This window comes from Pseudomonas sp. SA233 (genome assembly GCF_054792385.1).
In genome coordinates, this window is sequence record NZ_CP096449.1 from 2,814,554 (window position 1) to 2,836,485 (window position 21,932).

21 protein-coding genes are annotated in these 21,932 nt (G+C 65.1%); 14 read left to right on the forward strand and 7 right to left on the reverse strand.

From position 1 onward, the window contains the following. The first annotated feature begins 59 nt into the window (after positions 1 to 59). The 4 genes from M1D87_RS13120 to M1D87_RS13135 are packed head-to-tail and all read left to right on the forward strand — an operon-like array spanning position 60 to position 3,359. On the forward strand, positions 60 to 1,373 hold the full coding sequence (locus M1D87_RS13120) for an MFS transporter (protein ID WP_123084171.1): 1,314 nt from the start codon (positions 60 to 62) through the stop codon (positions 1,371 to 1,373). After that, the gene (locus M1D87_RS13125; protein WP_123084170.1) at positions 1,370 to 2,023 is read left to right on the forward strand and encodes a DsbA family oxidoreductase; all 654 of its coding nucleotides are present in this window, start codon (positions 1,370 to 1,372) and stop codon (positions 2,021 to 2,023) included. Before M1D87_RS13120 ends, M1D87_RS13125 begins: the two co-directional genes overlap by 4 nt. Continuing rightward, positions 2,020 to 2,346, forward strand: coding sequence for a Rieske (2Fe-2S) protein (locus tag M1D87_RS13130; protein WP_123084169.1), 327 nt, complete (start codon positions 2,020 to 2,022; stop codon positions 2,344 to 2,346). The genes M1D87_RS13125 and M1D87_RS13130 overlap by 4 nt, the downstream gene beginning before the upstream one ends. Then, positions 2,343 to 3,359, forward strand: a complete 1,017-nt coding sequence (locus tag M1D87_RS13135) for a YeiH family protein (RefSeq protein ID WP_039613495.1) — start codon at positions 2,343 to 2,345, stop codon at positions 3,357 to 3,359. The genes M1D87_RS13130 and M1D87_RS13135 overlap by 4 nt, the downstream gene beginning before the upstream one ends. Positions 3,360 to 3,621: 262 nt before the next feature. Here M1D87_RS13135 and M1D87_RS13140 read toward each other — a convergent pair whose 3' ends face one another. Beyond that, entirely contained in the window at positions 3,622 to 4,650 is a 1,029-nt protein-coding gene (locus M1D87_RS13140; RefSeq protein ID WP_061302347.1) for an AraC family transcriptional regulator, read from the reverse strand. Positions 4,651 to 4,957: 307 nt separating this feature from the next. Here M1D87_RS13140 and M1D87_RS13145 point away from each other — a divergent pair, with 307 nt between their 5' ends. The 8 genes from M1D87_RS13145 (at position 4,958) to M1D87_RS13180 (ending at position 16,888) form a co-directional block, all read left to right on the forward strand. Beyond that, entirely contained in the window at positions 4,958 to 5,536 is a 579-nt protein-coding gene (locus M1D87_RS13145) for an RBBP9/YdeN family alpha/beta hydrolase (protein ID WP_123084168.1), read from the forward strand. Between the two features lie 74 nt (positions 5,537 to 5,610). After that, on the forward strand, positions 5,611 to 7,566 hold the full coding sequence (locus M1D87_RS13150; protein WP_025338999.1) for a DUF1302 domain-containing protein: 1,956 nt from the start codon (positions 5,611 to 5,613) through the stop codon (positions 7,564 to 7,566). 38 nt (positions 7,567 to 7,604) lie between these two features. Further along, entirely contained in the window at positions 7,605 to 8,963 is a 1,359-nt protein-coding gene (locus M1D87_RS13155) for a DUF1329 domain-containing protein (protein WP_025339000.1), read from the forward strand. Between the two features lie 21 nt (positions 8,964 to 8,984). Then, positions 8,985 to 9,980 (forward strand): WD40/YVTN/BNR-like repeat-containing protein, encoded by a 996-nt coding sequence (locus M1D87_RS13160; protein ID WP_123084167.1) that lies wholly within the window; start codon positions 8,985 to 8,987, stop codon positions 9,978 to 9,980. Between the two features lie 15 nt (positions 9,981 to 9,995). Further along, entirely contained in the window at positions 9,996 to 12,461 is a 2,466-nt protein-coding gene (locus M1D87_RS13165; protein ID WP_232881666.1) for an efflux RND transporter permease subunit, read from the forward strand. Further along, the gene (locus M1D87_RS13170; protein WP_123084165.1) at positions 12,454 to 14,232 is read left to right on the forward strand and encodes an acyl-CoA dehydrogenase C-terminal domain-containing protein; all 1,779 of its coding nucleotides are present in this window, start codon (positions 12,454 to 12,456) and stop codon (positions 14,230 to 14,232) included. The genes M1D87_RS13165 and M1D87_RS13170 overlap by 8 nt, the downstream gene beginning before the upstream one ends. A gap of 11 nt (positions 14,233 to 14,243) precedes the next feature. After that, a complete protein-coding gene (locus M1D87_RS13175; RefSeq protein WP_061551491.1) occupies positions 14,244 to 15,884 on the forward strand; it encodes a fatty acid--CoA ligase in 1,641 nt (546 codons plus the stop codon). 503 nt (positions 15,885 to 16,387) lie between these two features. Next, positions 16,388 to 16,888, forward strand: a complete 501-nt coding sequence (locus M1D87_RS13180; protein WP_003258793.1) for a methylated-DNA--[protein]-cysteine S-methyltransferase — start codon at positions 16,388 to 16,390, stop codon at positions 16,886 to 16,888. A 3-nt stretch (positions 16,889 to 16,891) separates the two neighbouring features. Here M1D87_RS13180 and M1D87_RS13185 read toward each other — a convergent pair whose 3' ends face one another. From M1D87_RS13185 to M1D87_RS13195, 3 genes are all read right to left on the reverse strand, one after another. Next, positions 16,892 to 17,134, reverse strand: a complete 243-nt coding sequence (locus M1D87_RS13185) for a hypothetical protein (protein ID WP_013972544.1) — start codon at positions 17,132 to 17,134, stop codon at positions 16,892 to 16,894. Continuing rightward, the gene (locus M1D87_RS13190) at positions 17,131 to 17,874 is read right to left on the reverse strand and encodes a carbon-nitrogen hydrolase family protein (protein ID WP_123084164.1); all 744 of its coding nucleotides are present in this window, start codon (positions 17,872 to 17,874) and stop codon (positions 17,131 to 17,133) included. The genes M1D87_RS13185 and M1D87_RS13190 overlap by 4 nt, the downstream gene beginning before the upstream one ends. 76 nt (positions 17,875 to 17,950) lie before the next feature. Further along, positions 17,951 to 18,466 carry a DUF3016 domain-containing protein gene (locus tag M1D87_RS13195; RefSeq protein ID WP_123084163.1) on the reverse strand — a complete coding sequence of 172 codons (516 nt, stop codon included), beginning with the start codon at positions 18,464 to 18,466 and terminating at the stop codon, positions 17,951 to 17,953. Positions 18,467 to 18,541: 75 nt separating this feature from the next. Between M1D87_RS13195 and M1D87_RS13200 the strand changes: the two genes are divergently transcribed. Further along, a complete protein-coding gene (locus tag M1D87_RS13200) occupies positions 18,542 to 19,249 on the forward strand; it encodes a metallophosphoesterase (protein WP_013972547.1) in 708 nt (235 codons plus the stop codon). Here the strand turns inward: M1D87_RS13200 and M1D87_RS13205 are convergent. Further along, entirely contained in the window at positions 19,215 to 19,829 is a 615-nt protein-coding gene (locus M1D87_RS13205) for a LysE family translocator (RefSeq protein WP_123084178.1), read from the reverse strand. The genes M1D87_RS13200 and M1D87_RS13205 overlap by 35 nt on opposite strands. Before the next feature lie 199 nt (positions 19,830 to 20,028). Continuing rightward, positions 20,029 to 20,847 (reverse strand): AraC family transcriptional regulator, encoded by an 819-nt coding sequence (locus M1D87_RS13210; protein WP_123084162.1) that lies wholly within the window; start codon positions 20,845 to 20,847, stop codon positions 20,029 to 20,031. Positions 20,848 to 20,978: 131 nt separating this feature from the next. Between M1D87_RS13210 and M1D87_RS13215 the strand changes: the two genes are divergently transcribed. Then, on the forward strand, positions 20,979 to 21,605 hold the full coding sequence (locus M1D87_RS13215) for a LysE family translocator (protein ID WP_123084161.1): 627 nt from the start codon (positions 20,979 to 20,981) through the stop codon (positions 21,603 to 21,605). Here the strand turns inward: M1D87_RS13215 and M1D87_RS13220 are convergent. After that, the gene (locus M1D87_RS13220) at positions 21,602 to 21,877 is read right to left on the reverse strand and encodes a peptidylprolyl isomerase (RefSeq protein WP_013972552.1); all 276 of its coding nucleotides are present in this window, start codon (positions 21,875 to 21,877) and stop codon (positions 21,602 to 21,604) included. The two genes, M1D87_RS13215 and M1D87_RS13220, sit on opposite strands and share 4 nt — an antisense overlap. Between the last annotated feature and the right edge of the window lie 55 nt (positions 21,878 to 21,932).

Consider the following 21,932-nt stretch of genomic DNA (forward strand, 5'->3'; position numbering starts at 1 on the left):
TGTTGGCTGTAGTCCATAACAACAAGAACAACCTCACGCCCCGCACCCAAGGAGGCAACATGGCCACCTATCTCGCCAGTGCCGAAGATTCCGGCACCGACACCGCCCACAGCGTCCCTCGGCGCTATGCCTGGGTGGTCTTCGCCCTGACCTTTGGCCTGTTGATCTCCGACTACATGTCGCGCCAGGTGCTCAATGCGGTTTTCCCGCTGCTCAAGGGCGAATGGGCATTGAGCGACAGCCAGCTCGGCCTGCTCAGCGGTATCGTCGCGCTGATGGTCGGCCTGCTGACCTTCCCGCTGTCGCTGCTGGCCGACCGCTTCGGCCGGGTGCGCAGCCTGGTGCTGATGGCAGTACTGTGGAGCCTGGCCACCCTCGGCTGCGCCCTGGCGGAAAACTATCCGCAAATGTTCGTCGCGCGTTTTCTGGTGGGGGTGGGCGAGGCTGCCTACGGCAGTGTCGGCATCGCCGTGGTGGTCGCCGTGTTCCCCCGCGACATGCGCTCGACCCTCGCCGGCGCGTTCATGGCCGGTGGCATGTTCGGCTCGGTGCTGGGCATGGCCCTGGGCGGTGTACTGGCCCAGCACCTGGGCTGGCGCTGGGCATTCGCTGGCATGGCGCTGTTCGGCCTGGTGCTGGCGACGCTGTACCCGCTGATCGTCAAGGAGGCACGTATTGCGCCTCGGTGCGCGCAGCAGTCGCAAGGCAGGGCCGGCCGCCCGCTGCGCACCCTGTACAGCAGCCGTTCGGTCATCGCCGCCTACGTCGGCAGCGGGCTGCAGCTGTTCGTCGGCGGCACCGTGATCGTGTGGATGCCAAGCTACCTGAACCGCTATTACGCCATGGGCACCGACCGCGCCGGGGCAATTGCCGCAGTCATCGTGCTGTGCAGCGGCATCGGCATGATCCTCTGCGCCATGCTCTGCGACCGCCTCGGGCGGCAGCGCCCGGACCGCAAGATCAGCCTTGCCATCGCCTACTGCCTGGGCAGTTGCGCGCTGTTGTCCATCGCCTTCGCACTGCCGGCCGGCACCGCCCAACTGGTACTGATCTGCCTGGGCATGATGATCGCCGCCGGCACCAACGGCCCGTCCAGTGCCATGGTCGCCAACCTCACCCACGCCTCGGTGCACGGCACCGCGTTTGCCACCCTGACCCTGGCCAACAACCTGTTGGGCCTGGCGACCGGGCCGCTGATCACCGGGCGCGTTTCCGACCTGATCGGCTTGCATGCCGCCTTCCAGCTGGTACCGCTGATGAGCATCGGCGCGGCGGCAGTGTTTTTCCTTGCCAAACGTCATTACCACCGCGACATGGAGCGTCTGCATGCACCGGCAGGCGACGCTGCCGCACCCCGGGAGTTGAAACCGTGAAACAGCTGTTGTCCGTCGAAGTGTTCTTCGATTTCGTCTGCCCCTGGTGCCTGATTGGCCAGCGACACCTGCAGGCCGCGCTCTTGCACTTGCAGCGTGAACAACCGCAAGTGCAGGTACAACTGCAATGGCGAGGTGTGCAGTTGTTGCCGGGCTTGCCAGCCAGTGGCGTGCCGTTCCATGCCTTCTATCTGCAACGCCTGGGCAGCGAGGAAGCGGTACGTGAGCGCCAGGCCCAGGTGCGCGCCGCTGCCCGCGTGGTGGGCGAGGACATCGACTTCTCGCGTATTCGCCGCATGCCCAACACCGGCAATGCCCATCGGCTGCTGCAACGTGCTGCTCAGTTGCTCCAAGCAGGGCAACTGGAAGCCTTGCTGGCACAGCTGTTCATCGCCTATTTCCACCAGGGGCGCGACCTGGGGGATAGCCGCACCTTGCTCGACATCGCCCAATGTTGCGGGCTGAATGCCGCGCAGGTTGTCGACTGCCTGCGTGACGACGGCAGCCCGTTCCTCGATGGGGCAGGGCGCGCCGGCAGTGCAGTGCCGCGTTTCCGTTTCAATCAAGGGCCGCTCATTGCAGGTGCGCAGCCTGCCGAGGTGCTGTATGCGGCCATGACCGAAGCGCTGCAAGAGGTTGAGAGGGCATGACCCGGCGCATTGCATTGGCCCCCCATCAGGTGCCGGAACGTGACGGCCGTGTGCTGTTGGCCTGCGAGGGGCGCAGCGTGGCGCTGTTCAACGTTGCCGACTCGCTCTATGCCATTGACGACAGCTGCCCGCACCAGGGCGCGTCGTTGTGTGGCGGCCGGCTGGAAGGCCGTGTCATCCAGTGCTGCGCGCACGGCCTGCGCTTTGACCTGGCCAGCGGCTACCTGGTCAATTCCAAGGCCTTGAAGGTTGCCAGCTACCCGGTCGAGCAGCAGGGCGGGCAGGTTTACATCGTGTTTGACTGTGAGGAAGCGGGGCAATGAATACACTGGCACTTGGCGCTACCCATCAGCGTATCCGCACCCTCGCCCCGGGGGTGGTGGTTAGCCTCATCGTCGGTGCGGCCGCCAGTTTCCTCAGTGAGCATTACGCAGCGCCGGTCATGCTGTTTGCCTTGTTACTGGGGATGGCGCTGAACTTTCTCGCGGTCGATGGCCCCTGCAAAGCCGGTATCGAGTTCACCGCCCGCACGGTACTGCGCCTGGGCGTGGCGTTGCTTGGCATGCGCATCACCCTGGACCAGATCGCCAGCCTGGGCTGGAAGCCCGTGGCCCTGGTCGTGACCCTGGTGGTGGTGACCATCCTGGTTTCGGTTGTGGTGGCCAAGGCGCTGGGGTTTTCACGGCTGTTCGGCATGCTCACCGGCGGTGCCACGGCCATTTGCGGTGCCTCGGCGGCGCTGGCGCTGGCAGCTGCCTTGCCCCAGCACCCGCGCAAGGAGCATGCAACGCTGTTCACCGTGATCGGCGTGTCGGCGCTGTCGACCCTGGCGATGATCCTCTACCCGATGATTGCCCAGTGGCTGCACCTGTCCCCAGCGCAGGCCGGGGTGTTCCTCGGTGCGACCATCCACGACGTGGCGCAGGTGGTGGGCGCGGGCTACAGCATGTCTACCGAAACCGGCGACATCGCCACCGTGGTCAAGCTGATGCGGGTGGCCATGCTGTTGCCGGTCATTGTCTGCGCGGCCATGATCACCCGGCGCCAGGGCCTCGAGGCAGGCGGGCAGCGGCCGCCCTTGTTGCCATGGTTCGCGGTCGGCTTCCTGCTGCTGGCGTGCGTCAACAGCACAGGCTGGGTACCCGCCGCGGTGCAAGGCGGTATCAACGACCTGTCGCGTGGCTGCCTGGTGGTGGCGATCAGTGCCCTGGGCATGAAAACCCAACTCAAGGCGCTGGCCTCGGTCGGGGTGAAACCCATTGCGCTGATGGTGGGGGAGAGCGTGTTTCTTGTGCTTTTGGTGCTGGCGTTGATGCATTGGGTGGGTTCGGCTTGAGATGTGTGGCGCCTGTGAGATCGAGCGCCGCCCGCGCGGCGCTTCGCAGCACAAGGCTGCTCCTACATCTGTTTCGGGCCAATAACGCCTGTTCCAATGCACGCGACCGCCTTGTTTGCCCGGCACAATATCGAGGTGGGCACCAAGGGCCCGCGCGCGTCTGCCTCAGGAATAACTGGCCCGAAACACATGTAGGAGCAGCCTTGTGCTGCGAAGCGCCGCGCGGGCGGCGCTCGATCTCACAGGCACCGCAAATCCAAGCTCAGGCGCCTGGCGGCCCTGACGCGATCTGATCAAAATTCCGTGCCCGCCAACTGGCCGGCGGCATGCCGAACTGGGCGATGAACCAGCGGGTGAACGAACTGGGCATCGAATAACCCAGCATGTCGGCGATACGCCCCAGCGAGTAGCCGGGGTTCTCCAGGTAGCGCATCACCAGGTCACGGCGCACGCTGTTGATCAGGTCCTTGAAGGTCAACCCGCTTTCTTCCAGGCGCCGCTGCAGGGTGCGCACGTTCATGCCCTGGGTCTGTGCCACCTGTTCGATGGTGGCGCGGCCCATGGGCAGCAGCAGGTAGATGGTCTTGCGCAACTCCAGCTCCAGGGACGGCGTGCCGCCCGCCGGCAGGCTGTCCAGATAGCGCTGCGCCAGTCGCGCCATGGCCTCGTTGGCCTGCGGGCTGGCGCTGTCGAGGTCGGCGGCCGGGCAGACGATACCGTTGAACTCGCTGCCGAACACCAGCGTGCAGCCGAAAATGCGCCGGTGGGTGGCCAGGTCGGCGGGAGGCGCGTGGGTGAAGTTGGCGCTGATCGGGTGCCAATGCGCACCTAGCAGCGCCGCGCACAGGCGCATCATCACGCCGATCGCCAGCTCGGTGGCCTGGCGGCTGCAGGGCGCGCGTTCGTTGATCACCTCCTCACGGATGACCACGGTCTTGCCGGCTTCCTCGATATGAATGGCCAGGGCGTCATTGAGCAGGTGACGGTACTGCACGATCACCTGCAGTGCATCACGCAGGGTGCGTTGGTGGCTGAGCAACAGGCTTATTTCGCCGAAGTCCGACAGTTGCCGCAACTCGGCCATGCGCAGGCCGAAGCTTTCGCAGCGGGTGGCGCTGGCGGAGGCTTCCAGCAAGGCGATGACGCTGGCAACCGGAATACGCCGGTTGGGGTCTTCGAGCAACGCGGCGCTGAGGCCAACCTGTGCCAACAGCGCATGGGGATTGAGGCCCAGGTGGCGGGACACCTCAAGGTAATTGGTCAAGCTGGCGGCACGGACTAGGGCAGGCATTTTTTGTTGTTATCCATGTTTTCCAGGCTAACTGCTGTTTTTTTGTAGGAGCAGCCTTGTGCTGCGAAGAGGCCGTAAAGGCCATAACAGTAATGTTCGTCGTACCGGCCTCTTCGCAGCACAAGGCTGCTCCTACAAAAAGTGAGCGGCTGATTGGTTTTATAGCCTGCGTGTCATGAATTGAAAAGCAAAGCCCTGTCTTGGCCATTGTCATCAAATGAAAAGCCCCTGACGCCCAATGTGAAGCACCCGGTGGGTGGGCTGTTTACTGTGAACCTCAAGAGCTACACCGCACACGAGGTTCACCGTGGAAAAACTGCAAACCACTGCCACCGTGCTGATCGTCCCCGGCCTGCGCGACCATGTCGCCGAACACTGGCAGACCCTGCTCGCGGGCCGCCTGGCCAAGGTGCGCAGCGTACCGCCGCTGCAGGTCGACGGCCTGAGCTGCACAGCCCGGGTCGAGGCGATCCAGCGCGAACTGGACCAGATCGATGGTGAGGTGATCCTGGTGGCGCACAGCGCTGGCGTGCTGATGGTCGCCCACTGGGCGGCGCGCTACCGGCGGCCGATCAAGGGTGCATTGCTGGCGGCGCCGCCCGACCTGAACGCGCCATGGCCGGCCCACTACCCAAGCCCGACCAGCCTGGCCGAGCACGGCTGGTCGCCATTGCCCCAGGCGCCGCTGCCGTTCCCCAGCATTGTCGCGGCCAGCAGCAACGACCACCTGGCCAGCTTTGCCGCGGCCAGCACCCTGGCCCAAGGCTGGGGTAGCGAACTGGTCGCACTGGGGGCCGTCGGCCACCTCAACCCGGCCTCCGGCTTCGGCCCCTGGCCGCAGGCCGAGGCGTTCATCCAGCGACTGGACCAGCCCAACCTGCAATAGCGCATGGACGCCCCAGCCACGCTCGCAAAAGACGGGCGGCGAAAAAAACAATAACAATACGTGGAGCCATCGTAATGCCAGAACACCGCATTTACCGTGCTGTGAAACCACAGCGCTGCCTGCTTGCCTGCGCCATCGGCCTGCTCACGCTGCCCGCCGCCCAGGCGTTCGAAGTCGATACCGGTAATGAAAACTGGGCCGTGCGCTTCGACAACACCGTCAAGTACAACTACGGCGTGCGCACCGAAAGCGCCGACAAGCGCATGCTGGGCACGCCCAACAGCAACGACGGTGACTACAACTTCCGCAAGGCCGGCACCAACATCACCAACCGGGTCGACTTGCTGACCGAACTGGATGTGGTCTATCAGGGCAACACCGGGTTCCGCGTCAGCACCGCCAGCTGGTACGACAAGGCCTATGACAACACCGGTTCCAACAGCAACCCGTTCGTCAACGGCAACGGTGACCAGTCCGGCATCAACCCCAGCCTCAATGGCCTGCCCGGCACCGGTGTGCCGCTGGGCAGCCCGCACCTGAGCAACTACGCCCAGCGTTACTACAGCGGCCCGTCCGGTGAAGTGCTGGATGCCTTCGTGTTCTTCAGCCGTGAAGTCGGCGAGGCCTCGCAGGTCAGCGCCAAGCTGGGCCAGCACAACCTGTTCTGGGGTGAAACCCTGCTCAACCCGGTGCATTCGCTGAGCTACGGCCAGTCGGGCCTCGACCTGGCCAAGCTGGCCGCTTCGCCGGGCACCGAGGCCAAGGAGCTGTTCGTGCCGCGCAACCAGCTGTCGACCTCGTTCCTGGTCAACTCTGAACTGACCCTGGGCGCCCAGTACTTCTTCGACTGGGACGCCGCCCGCCTGCCCGAAGCCGGTACCTACTATGGCGGCTCGGATGTGGTAGGCGAGGGCGCCCAAAGCTTCCTGCTCGGCCACACCGGCACCCCGGGGCTGATCCCGGTGCGCGGTGCGCTGACCACCATCCGCCGTGGCCATGACCTGAACCCAGGCAAGAGCGGCGACTGGGGCATCATGGCCAAGTGGTCGCCCGAGTGGCTGGGCGGCACCCTCGGTTTCTACTACCGCAAGACCTCCGAGATCCTCCCGCAAGCCTGGCTCGACGCGCGCGGCATGACCGTCGCCAACGGCCCGTTCGGCAACCCGCCGGGCAGCCGCCAAGGCGCAGTCGGCAACCTGTACAACTCGCTGCAAAGCACTACCTACCAGTTCGCCTACTCCGACGACATCGACATCTATGGCCTGAGCCTGTCCAAGGATGTGGGCGGCATCAGTGTCGGCAGCGACCTCAACATCCGCCACAACATGCCGTTGGCGAGCATCCCGGCAATCGTCAGCGCCCCCGGCCAGGGTGGCCTGGGCGGCGGCTTCGGCCTGCTGCCGGCACGCCTGCCCAGCAGCGGGGTGATCTACGACGTGCCCAAGGATGGCGACGGCCTGAGCGCCACCGGCGACACCTTGCACTGGACCTTGAACGGCCTGATGACCATTGGCGATACGCCGCTGTTCGATTCGGCAACCCTGCTTGGCGAGCTGTTCTACAGCAACCTGCTCAAGCTCGATAGCCACAACGAGGCCTTGTACAAGGGCAAGAGCAGCTACCGCGGCATCGACAAGGCCACCCGTGACAACTGGGGCATCGCCGTCAACTTCACCCCTACCTGGTACCAGGTGCTGCCGGGCATGGACCTGAGCATGCCGCTGTCGGTCAACGTCGGCCTCGACGGCGTGTCGCCGGTGCAGGGCGGTGGCGCCGAGAACACCGGCAACTATGCGGTGGGCGTGAGCGCCGCGATCTACAACCAGTACTTCGTCGACCTCAAGTACGTCGACAGTTTCGGTGAGACCAAGGCCTGCAAGGACGGCCAGACCGACGGCAGCACCCCCAACGCCCTGGACGGCGAACAGGATTACACCTGCTACGGCGGCGGCTACGCCTCCTTCTCCGGCGGTGGTGCCACCACCGAGGACCGTGGCGCCCTGTACCTGACCGTCAAGACGACCTTCTGAGTCATGTTTCCTACAGCCTACACAGGAAGACAACCATCATGAATTTCGTACGTACCCTGCTGGCCTCGTGCCTGTCACTGGCCGCCCTGAACGCTGCCCAGGCCGCCGTTTCCACTGACCAGGCCGCGCGCCTGGGCACCAGCCTGACCGTCATCGGCGCGGAAAAGGCCGGCAACGCCGATGGCTCGATCCCGGCCTACCAAGGCGGCCTGCTGACGCCGCCAGCCAGCTACCAGAGCGGCGCCAGCATGCGCCCCGACCCGTTCGCCAGCGACAAGCCGCTGCTGGTCATCGATGGCAAGAACGCCGAGCAGTACAAGGGCCAACTGACTGCCACCACCCTGGAACTGCTCAAACGCTACCCCAGCTACCGCGTCGATGTGTACCCGACCCACCGTAGCGTGGCGCTGCCGCAAGCGGTACTCGACAACACCCGCAAGAACGCCACTGCCGCCAACAGCAAGGAGGGCGGCACGGCGGTAGACAACGTGCTGCCGGGTATCCCGTTCCCCATTCCGCAGAACGGCGCCGAGGCCATGTGGAACTTCCTGCTGCGCTATCAGGGCGTGAGCATGACTGCCAAGTACGACTCTTGGAACGTCGACGCTGCCGGCAAGCCATCGCTGTCGACCACCGGCCAGGCCAATATCAGCTACCCGATCTACGAGGACATGACGAAGCCGATCGGTGCCAAGGACACCTACTACCAGATGAAACTGGTGTACACCGGGCCCGCACGCCGTGCAGGCGAAGCGATGATGCTGCGCGATGCCGCCAACCCGCTGGTGCAGCCACGCAGTGCCTGGCAGTACCTGCCGGGCCAGCGCCGGGTCAAGCTGGCACCGAACCTCGCCTACGATACGCCCAACCCGGGCACTTCGGGTTCGGGTACCTACGATGACGTGTTCGTCTTCAACGGTGCGCTGGACCGCTACGACTGGACCCTGGTCGGCAAGCAGGAAATGTACGTGCCGTACAACACCTACCAGCTGACCTACAACACCGACGTCAAGCAGGTGATCACCCCCAACCACCTGGCGCCGCAGTTCGTGCGTTGGGAGAAGCACCGGGTGTGGGTAGTGGAAGGCAAGCTCAAGGACGGTGCGCGCCATATCTACCACAAGCGCCGCTTCTACCTCGACGAAGACAGCTGGATCGCCCTGGCCTCGGACCAGTACGACGCCCGTGGCCAGCTGTACCGCGGCTCGTTCGCCTTTCTCACCCAGAGCTATGACAAGCAGACCCCGGACGCCACGCCGTTCATGATCTACGACCTGATCGGCGGCACCTATAACCTCAATGGCGTGGTCGGTGCCTACGGGGGCATCCGCTATATCGACCCGCTGTCGAAAACCCAGTGGTCGCCCGAGTCGCTGGCCGGCAACGGCATTCGCTGAACGCACGGAGCAGAGGTGGCAATGTCTGTCTTCAAACGATGCAGCGTGGTGGTTCTGGCTTTGGCCGCGCTGCAGGGCGCGGCCCAGGCTGCGCCCTTCACCGATGTGCTGGACCTGCCCGCCAGGCCCAGCGCCCTGGTCGCCAGCAGCGCCTTGCGCGATGTCACCCTGGCCGGCCAGCGCCTGGTCGCAGTGGGCCCGCGAGGGCACATCCTGTACTCCGACGATCACGGCGCGCACTGGCAGCAGGCCCAGGTGCCGGTCAGCGCCGACCTGAATGCCGTGAGCTTCGCCACGCCCGAACTGGGCTGGGCGGTTGGCCACGATGGCGTGGTGCTGCACAGCCGCGATGGCGGCGTGCACTGGCAGAAGCAGCTGGATGGCCGGGCACTGGCCGAACAACTGCCGGGCACGGGTAGCGACAATGCCTTGCTCGACGTGTGGTTCAGCGATGCCCGCAATGGCTATGCGGTCGGCGTGTTCAACCTGCTGTTGCGCACCGTTGATGGCGGCGAGCACTGGCAGCCTTGGCTCGACCACAGCGATAACCCGCAAGGCCTGCACCTGACCAGCCTCGCCGCGGTGGGTGACGAGCTGTACATCACCGGCGAGCAAGGCCTGCTGCTGAAGCAGGACGGTGAGCGCTTCAGCCGTGTCGAGACACCCTACGCCGGCACACTGTTCGGTGCTGTCGGCAAGCCTGGCGTACTGCTGGTCTACGGCCTGCGTGGGCATGCCTACCGCAGCACCGATGGCGGCCGGCAGTGGCAACCGGTCAGCACGGGTGTGAACACCAGCCTCACCGCCGCCGGTGTCGACCGTGACGGCCAGCTATGGCTGGCCAGCCAGGCTGGCGACCTGCTGCTCAGCCGGGATGATGGTGCCAGCTTCAGCCCGGTGCCGCAAAGCGCCCGTGGCCCGGTGACCGCGCTCGCCACCGATACCGGCAACGGCCTGGTACTGGTCGGCGAGCGGGGCGTGCGCAACCAGCCCGGCAACCCCACGCTGCACCCATAACAAGAGAAGACCCTGATGGCCGCTACCCGCCAAGACACCCTGCCGGTAATCCGCAACCTCGACGATTTCGACCCACGCTCGGGCAATTGCCTGGAGCGCCTGGTGTTCAACCATCGCCTGCCGTTCCTGCTGTGCATGCTATTGGCGACCCTGGTGCTGGGCTACATGGCGCTGACCCGCCTGGAGCTGCGCCCCAGTTTCGACAAGATGCTGCCGCAGAGCCACCCCTACATCCAGAACTACCTGGAAAACCGCCCATCATTGCGTGGCTTGGGCAACGCGGTGCGGGTGGTGGTGGAGAACACCCAGGGCGACATCTTCGACCCGGGCTACCTGCAGACCCTGCGCCACATCAACGACGAGCTGTTCCTCAGCCAGGGCGTGGACCGGGCCTGGGTGAAGTCGCTGTGGAGCCCGGCGGTGCGCTGGACCGAGGTGACCGAGGAGGGCTTCCAGGGCGGCCCGGTGATGCCCGACAGCTACCAGGGCGCTGCGGGTGACATCGAGCAGCTGCGGCAGAACATCGAGCGCGCCAATATCGTCGGCAGCCTGGTGGCGCGCGACTTCAAGTCGAGCATGCTGGTCGTGCCGCTGCTCGACCAGGATTCGGCTACCGGCAAAGGCCTCGACTACCACGCCTTCTCGCAGAAGCTCGAACAACTGCGCAGCCAGTACCAGGCCAGCGGCCAGTACCGCATCCATGTGATCGGCTTCGCCAAGCTGATGGGCGACCTGATCGACGGGCTGATCCAGGTGATGGCGTTCTTCGCCCTGGCGGTGCTGACCAGCCTGCTGATCATCTACTGCTACACCCGTTGCGTGCGCAGCACTCTGCTGGTGGTGCTGTGTTCGCTGACCGCGGTGGTGTGGCAGCTGGGCATCGTCGCCTGGCTGGGCTACGCCATCGACCCGTATTCGATCCTGGTGCCATTCCTGATCTTTGCCATCGGCGTATCCCACGCGGCGCAGAAGATGAACGGCATCCTTCAGGACATCGGCCGTGGCACTCACCGCCAGGTGGCAGCGCGCTATACCTTCCGCCGCCTGTTCGTGGCCGGGGTGACTGCGTTGCTGGCGGATGCGGTGGGCTTTGCCGTGCTGATGCTGATCGACATCCCGGTGATCCAGGACCTGGCCATCACCGCCAGCATCGGCGTGGCGGTGCTGATCTTCACCTCGCTGCTGCTGATGCCGGTGGCGCTGTCTTATGTTGGTGTTGGCCGCAAGGCTGCCGAGCGGGCCCTGCATATCGACGCCCGCGCAGCCCAACACCGAGGTTTCGGCCGGCTTTGGGACCTGCTCGACCGCTTCACCGAACGCAAATGGGCCAGCGCCGCACTGCTGGTGGCCCTGGCCCTGGGCGCCCTCGGCATCTGGGGCAGCCTGCAACTGAAAATCGGCGACCTCGACAGCGGTGCCCCCGAGCTGCGCGCCGACTCCCGCTACAACCTCGACAACGCCTACATCACCCAGCACTACGCGCTGTCCAGCGATACCTTCGCGGTCATGGTCAAGACCGCGCCGGAAGGCTGCCTGCAATACCAGACGCTGGTGCTTGCCGACCGCCTGGCCTGGGAACTGCAGCAATTGCCGGGTGTGCAGACCACCGTGTCGCTGGCCAATGCCGTGCGCCAGATCACCGCCGGCACCTATGAAGGCAACCCGCGCCTGAACAGCCTGCAGCGCAACCAGGACGTGCTCAACTACGCCGCCCAGCAGGCCTCGGTCAACGCCCCCGAGTTGTTCAACAACGACTGCTCGCTGATGCCGGTAATCGCCTACCTCAAGGACCACCGCGCCGACACCCTGGCCCAGGTGGCCGCCGTGGCCGAGCGTTTTGCCCAGGCCAACAGCAGCGCCGAACAGCAGTTCCTGCTGGCCGCCGGCAGCGCCGGCATCGAGGCCGCCACCAACGTGGTGGTCCGCAAGGCCAACCACCGCATGCTGTTGCTGGTGTACCTGGCGGTCACGCTGTTCTGCCTGTTCACCTTCCGTAGCTGGCGCGCCACGCTGGTGGCGATCCTGCCGCTGATGCTCACCTCGGTGCTGTGCGAAGCGCTGATGGTAGCCATGGGCATTGGCGTCAAGGTCGCCACCTTGCCGGTGATCGCCCTGGGCGTAGGTATTGGCGTGGATTACGCGCTGTATCTGCTCAGCGTGCAACTGCACTACCAGCGCGCCGGGTTGAGCCTGGCCCAGGCCTACCAGAAAGCCGTGGCTTTCACCGGCCGGGTGGTCGGGCTGGTCGGCATTACCCTGGCGGCCGGTGTGGTCGGCTGGGCCTGGTCGCCGATCAAGTTCCAGGCCGACATGGGCCTGCTGCTGACCTTCATGTTCCTGTGGAACATGCTCGGTGCGCTGGTGTTGATCCCCGCGTTGTCGCATTTCCTCCTGCGTGGCCAGGCCGCCCCGGCACCTGCCGAGGTCCAGGCCACGTCGCTTCCGCAAACCCAAGAAACCGAGTGTTCGCCTCATGTCTGATTACCTTCCGCCACTGCGCGACATGGATTTTCTGTTCAACGAAGTGTTCGACATCCCGGCCTGGTGGGCGCAAACGCCCGCGCTGGCCGAGCAGGTCGATGGCGACACAGCCCGGGCCGTGCTCGAACAGGCCGGCCGGCTGATTGCCGAGGTGGTGGCGCCGCTCAACCGCAGTGGCGACGAGCAGGGCTGCCGCTGGGAGGCCGGCCAGGTACACACCCCCGATGGCTTCGCCGACGCCTACCGGGCATTTGCCGCGGATGGCTGGGTGGGTGTGGCCGGTGCCCCGGAATATGGGGGCATGGGCATGCCGAAAGTGATCGGTGCCCAGCTCGAAGAAATGCTCAATGCCGCCAACCTGTCGTTCGGCCTGTACCCGATGCTGACCGCCGGGGCCTGCCTGGCGCTGCTCAACCATGCCAGCGAGCCGTTGAAGGCGCTGTACCTGCCGCCCATGTACCAAGGGCGCTGGACCGGTTCGATGTGCCTGACCGAGCCGCACGCTGGCACCGACCTGGGCCTGATTCGCACCCGCGCCGAGCCGGTTGCCGATGGCCGCTATCGCATCAGCGGGACCAAGATCTTCATCACTGGCGGTGAGCAGGACCTGACCGAGAACATCATCCACCTGGTGCTGGCGCGGCTGCCGGATGCGCCCGCCGGGCCCAAGGGCATATCGCTGTTCCTGGTGCCCAAGGTGCTGGTTGACGCCGACGGCGTGCTGGGCGAGGCCAATGCGGTGAGTTGCGGGTCGATCGAGCACAAGATGGGCATCAAGGCCTCTGCCACCTGTGTGATGAACTTCGACGGTGCAATCGGCTACCTGGTCGGCGAGCCGAACAAGGGCCTCAACGCGATGTTCACCATGATGAACTACGAGCGCCTTGGCGTAGGTATCCAGGGCCTGGCCCTGGGCGAACGCTCGTACCAGGGCGCCATTGCCTATGCCCGTGATCGCCAGCAGGGCCGTGCGCCGACGGGGGCCGAAGCGCCGGGGCAACCCGCTGACCCGATCGTCGTCCACCCGGATGTGCGGCGCATGCTGCTGACCATGAAAGCGCTGAACGAAGGCGGGCGGGCCTTCTCTACCTATGTGGCACTGCAGCTGGACCTGGCCAAATACAGCGAGGCCCCGGTCGCACGCGCCCAGGCCGAGGCCAAGGTGGCATTGCTCACGCCAGTGGCCAAGGCCTTCCTAACCGACATGGGGCTGGAAACCACCGTGCACGGCCAGCAGGTGCTGGGCGGTCATGGCTATATCCGCGAATGGGGCCAGGAGCAGTTGATCCGCGACTGCCGCATTACCCAGATCTACGAAGGCACCAATGGCATCCAGGCCCTCGACCTGGTGGGGCGTAAACTGTTTGCCGATGGCGGCCAGGCCTATCGCAGCGTGTCCGACGAAATTACTGCCTTTGTCGAGACGCTGCCCGCGGCGTGCGCCGAGTTCGGCGCGCCGCTGCTGGCTGCCGTGCGCAACCTCGACGAGCTGACCGCCTGGTTGCTCGATCGGGCCCAGGGCAACCCGCGTGAGCTGGGCGCGGCGGCGGTGGAGTACCTGCAGGTGTTTGGCTACACCTTCTACGCCTACCTGTGGGCACGCATGGCCGTGGTTTGCCAGTGTCATGCGGCTCCCGAGCCGTTTCACCTGAGCAAGCTGGGCACCGCGCGTTTCTACTTTGCCCGCCTGCTGCCACGCATTCATTCGCTGAGCGCCAGCGTCAGGGCCGGTAGCGACAGCCTGTACCTGCTCGAGGCCGGGCAACTGTGAAGGCCGCCGACATGATCACCACTCGCATCATGCCTGCGGCCGAGCAGGCCTACGCCTATCCGCTGCTGATCAAGCGCCTGCTGCTGTCGGGCGTGCGCTACCAGCCCAACCAGGAAATCGTCTACGCCGACAAGCTGCGCTACACCTACACCACGCTGCTCGAACGCATCCAGCGGCTGGCCAATGTACTGACCGCCGCCGGGGTCAAGCCTGGCGACACCGTGGCCTTGCTCGACTGGGACAGCCATCGGGCCCTTGAATGCTTCTTCGCCGTACCGATGCTGGGTGCGGTGCTGCACACGGTAAACGTACGGCTGTCCACCGAGCAGGTGCGCTACACCATGAACCATGCCGAGGACCGCCTGGTACTGGTGCATGACGACTTCCTGCCATTGATGGCGCAACTGCGCGATGACTTGCCGACGGTCGAGGGTTTCATTCGCCTCGGCGAAGGCGGCCCGGCAACGCAAGATGTGCCGTTGCTGGGTGAGTACGAAGCGCTGCTGGCGGCTGCCGAGCCACAGTTCGACTTCGCCGATTTCGACGAGCACTCACTGGCCACGCTGTTCTACACCAGCGGTACCACCGGCAACCCCAAGGGCGTGTACTTCAGCCACCGGCAACTGGTGCTGCATACCCTGGTCGAGCAGGGCACCCTGGCTGCCTGCGGCGAGGTGCCGCTGCTGCGCAGCGGCGACGTGTACATGCCCATTACGCCGATGTTCCATGTGCATGCCTGGGGCGTGCCCTATGTGGCCACGGCACTGGGCATCAAGCAGGTCTACCCGGGGCGCTACGAGCCCAACCGCCTGGTGCGCCTGTACCGCGACGAGGGCGTGACGTTCTCTCATTGCGTGCCCACGGTGCTGCAGATGATGCTCGACAGCGAAGAAGGGCGCCGCGCCGACCTGAGCGGTTGGAAGATGCTGCTGGGCGGCAGCGCCCTGACCCTGGGTCTGGCGCAGCGTGCCAGCGAGCGCGGCATCAGCGTGCATTGTGGCTACGGCATGTCGGAAAGCTGCCCGCTGCTCAGCATCACCCACCTGAGCGCCGAACTGCTGGCACTGCCCATGGCGCAACAGCTGCCGCTACGTATCGATGCCGGCGTGCCGATTGCCCTGGTGGACCTGCGCATCGTCGACGCTGAAGGCATTGATGTGCCCCGCGACGGCGAGAGCCTGGGTGAAATCGTGGTGCGTGCCCCGTGGCTGACCCAGGGCTATCTGCATGAACCGGAGCAGGGTGCCGCGTTGTGGCTGGGGGGCTGGATGCATACTGGCGACCTGGCCTGCATCGACCCTGCGGGTGTGGTGCGCATTCGTGACCGGATCAAGGATGTGATCAAGACCGGAGGCGAGTGGGTCAGCTCGGTGGCGCTGGAAAACCTGATCAGCCAGCACCCGGCTGTCGCTTCGGTGGCAGTGATCGGCATCCCGGACCCGCAGTGGGGTGAGCAACCCTTGGCCTTGGTGGTCCGTTGTGACGGCATGCAGTTCGACCAGGCGGCATTGGCAGGGCATCTGCAGCCGTTTGTCGACAGCGGGCACCTGAACAAATGGGCGATACCGCGGCATTTGCGTTGCGTGGACGAGATCCCCAAGACCAGCGTTGGTAAGATCGACAAGAAGCAGATCCGGCAGGCATTTCTCTGAATGCTGGCAGCGCCGGCTGATGGCACCGGCTACGCCGGTGTTCGCGGGCGCGCCCGCTCCTACAGGTACGGCGCATTCCTTCAGCTGATGGGGTCCCTGTGGGAGCGGGCATGCTCGCGAAGCAGGCGACGCGGTGGATGGCACCGGCTACGCCGGTGTTCGCGGGTAAACCCGCTCCCACAGGTACAGCGTATTCCTTCAGCTGGTGGGGGCCCTGTGGGAGCGGGTTCACCCGCGAAGCAGGCGACGCGGTGGATGGCACCGGCTGCGCCGGTGTTCGCGGGTAAACCCGCTCCTACAGGTATGGCGTATTCCTTCAGCTGGTGGGGCCCCTGTGGGAGCGGGTTCACCCGCGAAGCAGGCGACGCGGTGGAGGGCATCTGGTCCGGGCAATATGCCAACGCCGATGTTCCGCTTGCGTGATTGCCTGAGCAAGAAAGCGGATGCAGGCAGAACTGGGGATGCGTACAGTAGGTTGATCGCAACCTGGCAGGAGCCTGCTTATGTCCAGCGCATTCACCTTCATGCAGTCACCCGTCGGCACCTTGACCCTGGTAGCCCGTGGCGAGTGCCTGACAGCCGTACTGTGGGAAGAGGAGCGGGAAAACCGCGTGCGCCTTGGCGCCCTGCACCGTGATGACCAGTGCCCGGTACTGCTGGAAACCGCTCGCCAGCTTGGCGAGTACTTTGCCGGCAAGCGCCAGCGCTTCGATCTGGCGCTGGATTTTGCCGGTACCGAATTCCAGCGTCAGGTGTGGGCTGCGCTGCTGGCGATACCGTTCGGTGAAACCCGCAGCTACAGCGACATCGCCCGGCAGATCGGCAACCCTAGCGCGGTGCGCGCGGTAGGCGCCGCCAATGGCCGCAACCCGATTTCGATCATCGCCCCGTGTCATCGGGTAATCGGTGCATCTGGCAGCCTGACCGGCTTTGCCGGTGGCCTTGCGGCAAAGCAGTACCTGCTGGCGCTGGAAGGCCGGCAAAGCCTGGCACTGGACCTGTAGGTGTCAGCAGAACCAGCTGGCGGCCAGGCAGACCAGCAGGGCCAACGCCGAGCCGGCCATCAGGGTGTACTGCCGATGGGCCCGGCGCGCATGTGGCTTGACTGCACGCAGATACTCGCCGGGTGTCGGCGCATCAGGCCGGTGGCGCAAACCCTCGGCTACATCGGCCAGTTGCCCATGGATGAGCAGCCCCGTCAGGTAATAGGTACAGGCGTAGCTCAGCAACGCCAGGAACAGATAGATCATGACGGGTGCGGGGCCAAGGGCACCGCCATGGCACTGGCGCTGGCGGTGTCCAGCACGATCAGCCCTTCGCTGTGGTCGTCCAGGCTGGCCAGCAAGCGCCCCTGGCTGTCCCAGGCCGCCGAGCCGCCAGCGCCGATGAAGGTGTCGGCCGGCCCCACGCAGTTGGCCAGCAACACTGGCATGCCCAGCTCTCGAGCCACCTCGGAGTAGTGCAGGTAACCCTCGCGAATGCCCTTGGCAGTTTTAGCCACACTGACCAGGTACAGGTCGGCGCCGTGTTCCCGCGCGGCTGTCGCATGCGCCATGAACATCGATTCGTAGCAGATCGCAGGCGCTACCCGGTGCGCGCCCACCTGCAGCAGCAAGGCTTGATCGCCTGGGGTGAACCAGGGCAGTTCATCATCATGCAGGCGTCGCTTGGCATAGGCCTGGCGCGGTACACCGGGGCTGAGGATTGGCATGCCGATACGAATGCCATCAGGGGTCGGCAGTGGCAGGCCCGCTGCGACAGTGATACCAAACCGGTCGCAGGCTGCCTGCAGCGGGTCCAGCCGTGCCGAACTGACTGGCAGGGCGGCCTGGCGCGCTAGGGTTGGCTCATAGCCGGTCAGCGACAGTTCGGGAAATACCACCAGTTCGGCACCAAGGGCCGCGGCCTGTTCGATGCAGGCCAGGTGGCGTTCGAGGTTGGCTTGCACATCGCCCTTGAGCGACGCCAGTTGCACGGCGCACAACTTCATGAAAAACCCTTCCCTGGTACAGGTTGAAGGGCTGAGCATACTACCGGCACCAACGCCTGTACCAATGAAGGGATTTTCAGGATGCCGGGTGGACGGCGAAACGCTGGCGGAACCAGTCGTCGAGCATGGCCTTTTCGGCATACAGGCGGTCGCTGCTGCTCGTGACCCGGCCCGGGCGGCTGAGGTACATCTTGTCGCTGACCCTTTCCTGCGCCTGCTGGTCGGGTTTGCCCGGTTGGCTGAGGGTGTAGCTGAGGTCGATGGTCGGCCAGGTGATTTCGCGCATGAAGCGTACATCGTAGGCCTGGCTGTGCCAGGGCTCGAAACGCCCGGCCAGGTCGATGTCGCGGATGTCGATGACCAGTTGCTGGCCAGGTTGCAGGTAGCGCTGGCCAAGCTTCTGCAGGTACTGGGTCAAGGTTTTCATCACATAGGCGTCGGCGCCACGCGCGTACCCGTGGCTGTCGAGGCTGGCATCGCGGAATTTTTCCGGATGCTCGAAACGTACCTCGACCTGCGCGGCCGGGGCACCTTGTGCCATGCTGTCCAGTGACAGCGCAATGAGCAGGGCACACACGAGGGCGGTACGCATGATGCACCTCCGGGGCAGATTGTGTGTGCCTCCATTTTACCCCTGGCATGGCGGCACCAGCAGAGGAAGATTGTAATGGCACGGTTTCGGCGTCTGATTGCCAACCTGCGGGGGCGTGACCTGGCGGTGGGCGATATCCATGGTCACTTCCAGCGCCTGCAGCAATGCCTGGATGGGGTGGGGTTCGATCCGGCCGTGGACCGCCTGTTCAGTGTTGGGGACCTGGTCGACCGTGGCCCGGACAGCGAGGCGGCGCTGGATTGGCTGGCGCAGCCCTGGTTCCATGCCGTGCAAGGTAATCATGAGGCCCTGGCGATTACCCGCGTGCGCGGCGGGCGGCTCGATCTGGACATGTACCGCGCCGCCGGGGGTGGCTGGTTTCTGGACCTGCCGAGGGCTCGGCAGTTACGTTTCGTCGAGCGCTTCGAGCAGCTGCCGATCGCGATAGAGGTTGAAAGCGCGGCCGGCCTGGTAGGCCTGCTGCATGCCGACAGCCCGTACGCCGACTGGACGGTGTTGAGGACCTGGCTGGAACTGGATGACGACCCGCAGGTACGGGAGGTGTGCCAATGGTCGCGGCGGCGCCTGAAGGTAGGCGATACCGCGCCCGTGCAGGGCCTGCGTGCCTTGTTGGTGGGCCACACACCGGTGCTGGAGGCCAAGCTGCTTGGCAACGTCTGGCACCTGGACACTGGCGGCTGGGCCAGTGGCCATTTCACCTTGATGGACATGCGCACCCTGCAACTGGTCAGCCCCAGGCCAGGTGAAACAACAGTGCCATAGCCAATAGCACCAGCATGGCCCCGGAGGCCCGTTCCAGCCAGGGCAGGCTGCGGGCGAAGCGCCGCAGCACCAGCGGGTTGCCGATGGCCACGGCAACCAGCAAGTCCCACAGCAGCACGATGCTGAACATCCACAGGGCACAGGTTGCCTTCCAGGCAATGCTGGCGCTGGCGACCATGCTGACCAGGCTGGCATAGAACAGAGCATTCTTGGGATTGAGGATGCCGGACAGGAACCCCATGCCCAATCCCCGCCACCACCCTTGGGCGGTCTGTTTGCCAGCGACTGTGCCCAGGCTGGTTTGCCCGGCATGGCGCAGGAACAGGGTGCCGATGTACAGCAGGTAGCCGGCGCCGGCCAGTTGCAGGGCGGTGAACAGCAGGCTGCCTTCCTGCAGTACCGACAAGCCGGTAAAAGCCATGGCGATGAACACGCCATTGGCCAGGGCGATACCCAGGCAGGCGCCGCTCGCGACGCGCCAGCCAGCGTTGACCGAAGTGCGTGCGACCAGGAAGAAGTCCGGGCCGGGAGAGAGCAGGGCGAGGAAGTGGGCGAGGGCGATGATCAGGAACTGTTGCATTGGGGTGAGGCTGCTCTGGAGGAAAGCCTGACTCTGCCCTTCGGCGCTCATGCCGTATTGAACAATATTGCAGGCCCATTGCCGGGGCTGCTGCGCAGCCCTTTCGCGACACAAGGCCGCTCCCAAAAGGTGCTGCGTACGCCGTTCAATGTGGGAGCGGCCTTGTGTCGCGAAAGGGGCGCACAGCGCCCCCAAGGTCTCAGAGGCTGTGCAAATCCCGATACTGCCCCGGTGTCACCCCCACATGGGCCTTGAACACCCGCTGGAAATGGCTTTGGTCAGCAAACCCGAGCCGATAGGCCACCTCCGCCAGGGCCTGCCCTTCACCCAACAATTCGCGCCCACGGTTGACCCGGGCATTGAGCAGGTAGGCATGCGGCGTAAACCCGGTGGCCGCGCGAAATGCGCGAATCAACTGGTAGCGCCCAAGCCCGGCCTCCCGCGCGAGTACCGCCAGGCTCAACTGCGCCGGGTCCTGGCCTTCGATGTGCGCAATCAGCCCACTCAACGCGGTCGCCCCCAGGGCCGGTGCGGGTGCCAGCGGCGCGTGCCTGGCAAAGTCCAGGTCACCCAGAAAGGCAATCAGCGCGGCATCCTTCTCACCATTGTTGGCGTTGGAAAACAGCAGACTGTTCAGTTCGCAGAACTGCCGATACACCTCCGGCACCTGGCAGATACGTGCCGGCTCGCCGGGCCCGGCACCATCCAGCCCGGACTCCAGATGCAGCTGTGCCAGCCAGTCGGCATCCACATGCAGCATCTGGTAGCTCCACGCCTGCCCGGGCTCGGGGTTGCAGGCATGTACCCGGCGGGCCGGGACCAGCACCAGAGTGCCAGGCGTCAGGCGTTGCTGGCCGTTGCCGGCACCGGTGAAATGACTGTGGCCGGCATCCACCACACCGATGGAAAACGTTGGGTGGCTGTGGGCCTTGTAGCAGGCGCGGCTATGGCAGGCGCGGCGGCTTTCGACATGCGGCAGGGCCGGGTCGCGCCACAGCGCGGCATGGGAACGGGGCATCACAGGGTCCTCGATATGCCCGGCAGCTTATCAGGCGCCGCGCACCCATACAGTTTTTTCCGCTGGCTGTAACTTGACCACCAGGCCAGCCAACCGCCGAAATAGGCGCCTGTTGCCAAAGGAAAACGATAATGGACCTTTCAAGCCTGCTGCTTTTCATCCCCGCCTGTTTCGCCCTGAACATGGCGCCGGGGCCGAACAACCTGCTGTCGCTGCACAATGCCAGCCGTTACGGCCTGCGTACGGCCTGCGTGGCCGGTGGCGGGCGCATCGTCGCCTTCAGCGGCATGATCGCCCTGGCGGCGATGGGCCTGGCAGTGGTGCTGCACACCAGCGAATACCTGTTCCTGGCCATCAAATTGGCGGGGGCGGCCTACCTGTTCTATATCGCCTGGCAACTGTGGCGGGCACCGGTGGGCGAGGCCGCGGTTGCAGGTGATCAGCCGCACGGCACCTGGCGTCTGGTACGCCAGGAGTTCTGGATGGCTGCTGGTAATCCGAAGGCTATCCTGATCTTCACCGCGTTCCTGCCGCAGTTCGTTTCGGTCGGCAGTACCACTCCGGTGAGCGAGCAGTTCCTCTGGCTGGGTGCGTTGTTCCTGTTACTGGAATGGGCCGCCATCGCCATCTACGCCGGCCTGGGGGCGTACATGCAGCGCTGGTTCAGCCAGCCCGGCCCACGCCGGCTGTTCAACCGGGTCAGCGCCTCATTGCTGGGCTGCGCCGGCCTCGGGCTGCTGGCTGCGCGGCGCGCTTAATCGCGGTAGAACGTCTGCACCAGGTGATAGCCGAACTTGCTCTTGATCGGCCCGTGCACCACGCGCAGGGGCTTCTTGAAGATCACCTGGTCGATGGCGCCGACCATCTGCCCGGGGCGGATTTCACCCAGGTCGCCGCCACGTTTGCCCGAAGGGCAGGTGGAGAACTTTTTTGCGAGCACGTCGAAAGCCTCGCCATTGGCGATGCGCTGCTTGAGCTTTTCGGCTTCGTCAGCGGTCTTGACCAGGATGTGGCGGGCTTGGGCTTTCATGGGATACCTGTGCTTCGGGGGCGAAAAAGGTGGGTATTATGCCTCATAGTTTTGT